Source organism: Streptomyces sp. URMC 126 (assembly GCF_051386555.1).
In the GTDB taxonomy this organism is placed as follows: domain Bacteria; phylum Actinomycetota; class Actinomycetes; order Streptomycetales; family Streptomycetaceae; genus Streptomyces.
Genome location: NZ_JBPQTX010000373.1, coordinates 1 through 6,366, shown reverse-complemented (window position 1 = coordinate 6,366; position 6,366 = coordinate 1). Strand labels below are relative to the sequence as shown.

4 protein-coding genes are annotated in these 6,366 nt (G+C 72.1%); all 4 read left to right on the top strand.

What is annotated here, in order from left to right; genetic code table 11:
- Positions 1-244 precede the first annotated feature (244 nt).
- A complete protein-coding gene (locus ACSNOK_RS29385) occupies positions 245-1,585 on the top strand; it encodes a sensor histidine kinase (protein WP_436783831.1) in 1,341 nt (446 codons plus the stop codon).
- Positions 1,586-1,822: 237 nt separating this feature from the next.
- Complete coding sequence (locus tag ACSNOK_RS29380) at positions 1,823-2,482, top strand: response regulator transcription factor (protein WP_436783832.1); 660 nt, start codon at positions 1,823-1,825, stop codon at positions 2,480-2,482.
- Between the two features lie 519 nt (positions 2,483-3,001).
- Entirely contained in the window at positions 3,002-5,062 is a 2,061-nt protein-coding gene (locus tag ACSNOK_RS29375; protein WP_436783830.1) for a 2-oxoacid:acceptor oxidoreductase subunit alpha, read from the top strand.
- Positions 5,055-6,104, top strand: a complete 1,050-nt coding sequence (locus tag ACSNOK_RS29370; RefSeq protein ID WP_436783829.1) for a 2-oxoacid:ferredoxin oxidoreductase subunit beta — start codon at positions 5,055-5,057, stop codon at positions 6,102-6,104. Before ACSNOK_RS29375 ends, ACSNOK_RS29370 begins: the two co-directional genes overlap by 8 nt.
- The last annotated feature ends 262 nt before the right edge of the window (positions 6,105-6,366 follow it).

The following is a 6,366-nucleotide window of genomic DNA, read 5'->3' as shown; positions in this document are numbered from 1 at the left end:
CCCCTAGGACACCCACCCACCGCATGGCCCGGCCCATCCCCTAAGGGGGAACCTGGAGCCATCCCGTACAGGAAAGCCCCGGGAGGGTCCCAGGAGGCCCCCGCACCCAAACGCCCCCCGACGCATCGACACCCCCGAAAGCACCAACAGCACCGACAGCACCAGCGCCCTTGCCGGCCCCGACGGACCCGACGGACCCGGCGGCTCCCGACGGACGGACGCAGAGGACAGAGGAACCCTGGAGATGGCCATCGACTACGGAGACCACGGATACCCGGCCGGCCCCGCTCCCCGGCGCCGCGGGCTGCCGCTCGCCCTGCGGGCGCCCCTATCGGGGCGCACCTGGCGCGCGTTCCTGTACCTCCAGCTCAGCCTGCCGATCTCGATCGCCGGCTTCACCTGGGCCGTCACCACGGTCTCGCTGGGCCTCGGCCTGCTGATCACCTTCGTCGGCGTGCCCGTGCTGGCCCTCGGCCTCGCCGGGGCTCGGCTGCTGGGCGCGGTGGAGCGCACCCGGGCCCGGATCCTGCTGGACGCGGACGTCGAGGGCCCGCACCCCGTCCAGGCGGAGAACCGGAGCGGTGGGTTCATGGGCTGGGTGTGGGCGCTGCTGAAGAGCGGGGCGTCCTGGCGGCACATGGTCTACGCGGTGGTGCAGATGCCCTGGGCCCTCTGCGCGTTCTCGGTGTCGCTGGTGCTCCAGGTCCTGGGCTGGTCGCTGTTCCTCTACCCGGCCTACCAGTGGATGTACCCGACGTGGTGGGGGCAGCCGGGCATGCAGGTCTTCAGCGACCGGAACCACGAGCTCTACCTCGACAACCCCTTCGAGCTCGCCACCACCTCCGCCGTCGGCCTGGCGGTCGTCCTGGTCACCCCCTGGCTGATCCACGGCATGGCCACCATGGACCGGATGCTGGTCAAGACCCTGCTCGGCCCGTCGAAGCTGGCCGTCCGGGTCGCCGAGCTGGAGCAGGACCGGGGCGTCGTGGTGGACACGGCCGCCGCCGACCTGCGGCGCATCGAGCGGGACCTGCACGACGGCGCCCAGGCCCGGCTCGTCGCCCTCGCCATGGACCTCGGTCTGGCGAAGGAGAAGCTGCTGGAGGACCCGGAGGCCGCGGCGAAGATGGTCGACGAGGCACACGGCGAGGTGAAACTCGCCCTCCAGGAACTGCGCGACCTCGCCCGCGGCATCCACCCGGCGGTACTGACCGACCGCGGCCTGGACGCCGCCCTCTCCTCCGTCGCGGGCCGCTGCACCGTCCCCGTCGAGGTGGTCGTGGACCTCGACAGCCGCCCGGCGCCCGCGATCGAGGGCATCGCCTACTTCACCGTCTCCGAGCTCCTCCAGAACGTCAGCAAGCACAGCCGCGCCCGGGCGGCGCGAGTGGACGTGTGGCGCTCCGGCAACCGCGTGATGCTCCAGGTGTGGGACGACGGGCAGGGCGGCGCGTCCACCGCGGCCGGCAGCGGGCTGGCCGGACTCGCGGAACGGCTGGGGTCGGTGGACGGCCTGCTGGTCGTCGATTCGCCCGCCGGCGGGCCCACCACCGTCACCGCGGAGCTGCCCTGGCGCGACCGCTGAGGATCGCTGAGGCTCTCAGTCCGTCTCCCGCGTCTCTTCCGCCGGCCTCCCTCCCCTCTCTCTCCGCCGTCTCTCCCCAGCCCCTCTCCCGACTCCCCTGCCCTCCCACGGCCCCGGACCGCCCGTCCGGGGCCGTTTTGCTGCGATGCTGTGGGGCGTCGCAGTCGTAGTGCGGGCCGGAACGCCCGCGGGAAAACCAGGGGGCCGGACGTCGTGGTCGAGAATGCCGCGGACAGGGTGCGGGTCGTCATCGCCGAGGACTCGGTGCTGCTCAGGGAGGGCCTGACCCGGCTGCTCACCGACCGCGGCCACGAGGTGGTGGCCGGCGTGGGGGACGCCGAGGCGCTGCTGAAGGCGGTGCGGGAACTGGCCGACGAGGGGGCGCTGCCGGACGTGGTGGTGGCGGACGTCCGGATGCCGCCGACCCACACCGACGAGGGCGTCCGCGCCTCCGTCCGGCTCCGGCGGGACCATCCGGACCTGGGTGTCCTGGTCCTTTCGCAGTATGTCGAGGAGCAGTACGCGACCGAGCTGCTCGCCGGCAGCAGCCGCGGGGTCGGTTACCTGCTCAAGGACCGGGTGGCCGAGGTACGGGAGTTCGTGGACGCCGTGGTCCGGGTGGCCCGGGGCGGCACCGCGCTGGACCCCGAGGTCGTCGCGCAGCTGCTGGGCCGCAGCCGCAAGCAGGACGTCCTGGCCGGGCTCACCCCGCGCGAGCGCGAGGTGCTGGGCCTGATGGCGGAGGGCAGGACGAACGGCGCCATCGCCCGGCAGCTCGTGGTGAGCGACGGGGCCGTCGAGAAGCACGTCAGCAACATCTTCATGAAGCTGGGGCTGTCCCCGAGCGACGGGGACCACCGCCGGGTGCTCGCGGTGCTCACGTACCTCCGGTCGTAGGCGTAAGCCGTAGTCGTAGGCGTATGTCGTAGTCGTTGTCGTAGTCGTAAGGGGCGGGGATCGGGCCCGGTCGGGGCGGTTCCGCTTCTCCGGCGTCCGTCCCGCCCCGGGGCCGCACCGGTCGAACGTCCTCCGGGCACCGCCCGGCGCCTCCGCTTGCGCCGGGCCGGGCCCGCCCGGGTGCCGTCACGGGCGCTCGTTCCCGGCGGCCGTTCCCGCTCTTGTGCCTGATCAAGGGGGAGGGGCGGCCTCATCCGCCACCTCGCCGGCCGCGCGGCGGCACCGGGCGGAGCGGGCGGCTCCTCCTCCGGTCCTGGTCCCGTGGCCGGAGGCCGGGCCGTGGGCCGTCGCCGCTCTCGGGGAGGACTCCGACGCGGCGTGCCAGGATGGGGGTGCTGCGGGGCCTCCCCACCCGTGATCCGTCCCGGATGGCCGTGCCCCGCCCACGTACGATGGCGATGGGAACGCCGGTCGGCACCACCGTGTGCGGGACCGCCGTCACGAGGGAGGTCCGAAGCAGTGACCAGCCAGGTCAGCAGCCCGGCCGAGCAGGCCGATCCAGCCGAACAGCAGCCAGGCTTCTCCCCGCCCGGGGCCGGGGACGAGCCGTCGCGTCTCACCGGGCAGCGCGCCGTCACGCCGGACTCCGGCGGCGAGGACGACGGGACCGAGGACGGCGGGACCGAGGGCAGAGGCGCCGCGGGCGCCACGGGCACCCCGGGCGGCAAGGAGGTCCGCCGCCTGGACCGCGTGATCATCCGGTTCGCCGGTGACTCCGGTGACGGCATGCAGCTCACCGGAGACCGTTTCACCTCCGAGACGGCCTCGTTCGGCAACGACCTGTCGACCCTGCCGAACTTCCCCGCCGAGATCCGGGCCCCCGCCGGCACCCTGCCCGGCGTCTCCTCGTTCCAGCTGCACTTCGCCGACCACGACATCCTCACCCCGGGCGACGCCCCGAACGTCCTGGTCGCCATGAACCCCGCCGCCCTCAAGGCCAACATCGCGGACGTGCCGCGCGGCGCCGAGATCATCGTCAACACCGACGAGTTCACCAAGCGCCCGATGGCCAAGGTCGGTTACGCGACCAGCCCGCTGGAGGACGGCTCGCTGGACGGCTACAACGTCCACCCCGTGCCGCTGACGACGCTGACGATCGAGGCGCTCAAGGAGTTCGGGCTCTCCCGCAAGGAAGCCGAGCGCAGCAAGAACATGTTCGCCCTCGGGCTGCTGTCGTGGATGTACCACCGGCCGACGGAGAACACCGAGAAGTTCCTGCGGAAGAAGTTCGCGAAGAAGCCGCAGATCGCCGAGGCGAACGTGGCCGCCTTCCGGGCGGGCTGGAACTTCGGTGAGACGACGGAGGACTTCGCGGTCTCCTACGAGGTCGCCCCCGCCGCCTCCGCCTTCCCGGCCGGCACCTACCGCAACATCTCCGGCAACCTCGCCCTGTCGTACGGGCTGATCGCCGCCTCCCGGCAGGCGGACCTGCCGCTGTACCTGGGCTCGTACCCGATCACCCCGGCCTCCGACATCCTCCACGAGCTGTCGAAGCACAAGAACTTCGGGGTGCGGACCTTCCAGGCCGAGGACGAGATCGCCGGCATCGGCGCGGCGCTGGGCGCGGCGTTCGGCGGCGCGCTCGCGGTGACGACGACGTCGGGGCCGGGCGTGGCCCTGAAGTCGGAGACGATCGGCCTGGCCGTCTCGCTCGAACTGCCGCTGCTGATCGTGGACATCCAGCGCGGCGGCCCGTCCACCGGTCTGCCGACCAAGACCGAGCAGGCCGACCTGTTGCAGGCGATGTACGGGCGCAACGGCGAGGCGCCCGTGCCGATCGTGGCGCCGAAGACGCCGGCCGACTGCTTCGACGCGGCCCTGGACGCGGCGCGCATCGCGCTGACGTACCGGACGCCGGTCTTCCTGCTGTCCGACGGCTACCTGGCCAACGGCTCCGAGCCCTGGCGCATCCCCGAGCCGGACGAACTCCCGGACCTCCGCGTGCAGTTCACGACCACACCCAACCACGAGCTGGCCGACGGCACCGAGGTCTTCTGGCCGTACAAGCGCGACCCCGAGACGCTGGCCCGCCCCTGGGCCGTGCCGGGCACGCCGGGCCTTGAGCACCGCATCGGCGGCATCGAGAAGCAGGACGGCACGGGCAACATCTCGTACGACCCGGCCAACCACGACTTCATGGTCCGCACCCGGCAGGCCAAGGTCGACGGGATCGCCGTCCCCGACATCGAGGTGGACGACCCCTCCGGGGAGGCCCGGACCCTGGTGCTGGGGTGGGGTTCCACCTACGGGCCCATCACCGCCGCCGTCCGCCGCGTACGCGCCGCCGGCGCGCACGTCGCCCAGGCCCACCTGCGCCACCTGAACCCCTTCCCGCGCAACCTGGGCGAGGTGCTCGCCGGTTACGACACGGTCGTCGTGCCGGAGATGAACCTCGGCCAGCTCGCCACCCTGCTGCGCGCCCGGTACCTGGTGGACGTCCGCTCCCACACCCAGGTCAGCGGCATGCCGTTCAAGGCCGAGCAGCTCGCCACCGTGCTCAAGGAGGCCATCGATGTCTGAGGCGCTCAAGCTGGTGCCCAAGGCCGAAGCCAAGCAGTCCATGAAGGACTTCAAGTCCGACCAGGAAGTGCGCTGGTGCCCCGGCTGCGGCGACTACGCCATCCTCGCCGCCGTGCAGGGCTTCATGCCCGAACTCGGCGTCGCCCGCGAGAACATCGTCTTCGTCTCCGGCATCGGCTGCTCCTCCCGCTTCCCGTACTACATGAACACCTACGGGATGCACTCCATCCACGGCCGTGCCCCGGCCATCGCCACCGGCCTGGCGACCTCCCGCCGCGACCTGTCGGTGTGGGTGGTCACCGGTGACGGCGACGCGCTGTCCATCGGCGGCAACCACCTCATCCACGCGCTGCGCCGCAACGTCAACCTCAAGATCCTGCTGTTCAACAACCGGATCTACGGGCTGACCAAGGGCCAGTACAGCCCCACCTCCGAGGTCGGCAAGATCACCAAGTCGACGCCGATGGGTTCGCTGGACGCGCCCTTCAACCCGGTGTCCCTGGCGATCGGCGCGGAGGCCTCGTTCGTCGCCCGCACCATCGACTCCGACCGCAAGCACCTGACGGAGGTCCTGCGGCAGGCCGCCGACCACCCGGGCACGGCGCTGGTGGAGATCTACCAGAACTGCAACATCTTCAACGACAACGCCTTCGAGGCGCTCAAGGACAAGGAACAGGCGCAGGAAGCGGTGATCCGGCTGGAGCACGGACAGCCGATCCGCTTCGGCGCCGACGGCTCCAAGGGCGTCGTACGGGACCCGGCCACCGGCGACCTCGCGGTCGTCGAGGTGACGCCCGAGAACGAGGCGCGGGTGCTGGTGCACGACGCGCACTCCCCGTCCCCGACCACGGCGTTCGCCCTCTCGCGGCTGGCCGACCCCGACACGCTGCACCACACGCCCATCGGCGTGCTGCGCAGCGTGGAGCGGCCGGTGTACGACACGCTGATGACCGAGCAGTTGGAGACGGCCGTGGAACAGCGGGGCAAGGGGGATCTGGCGGGGCTGCTCGCGGGTGGGGACACCTGGACGGTGGTCGGGTAGGGGTCCCCGGCCCCGCCCCTTCGCCGTTTCCCGGGGGCTGCGCCCCCAGACTTCCTTTTCGCGGCTCCGCCGCTCGTCCTCAGACGCCGGACGGGCTGAAGTGCGCGCCCAGGGCGGCACTATCCAGCCCGTCTGGGGGCACCCCCTCTGGGGGAGTTTGAGGACAACCGCGCGGAGCGCGGTTTCGGGGGCGCGGGGGCGGAGCCCCGCAAGAAACGGTGAAAGGGCGGGGCCGGGGACCCCTACCCGACCACCGTCCAGG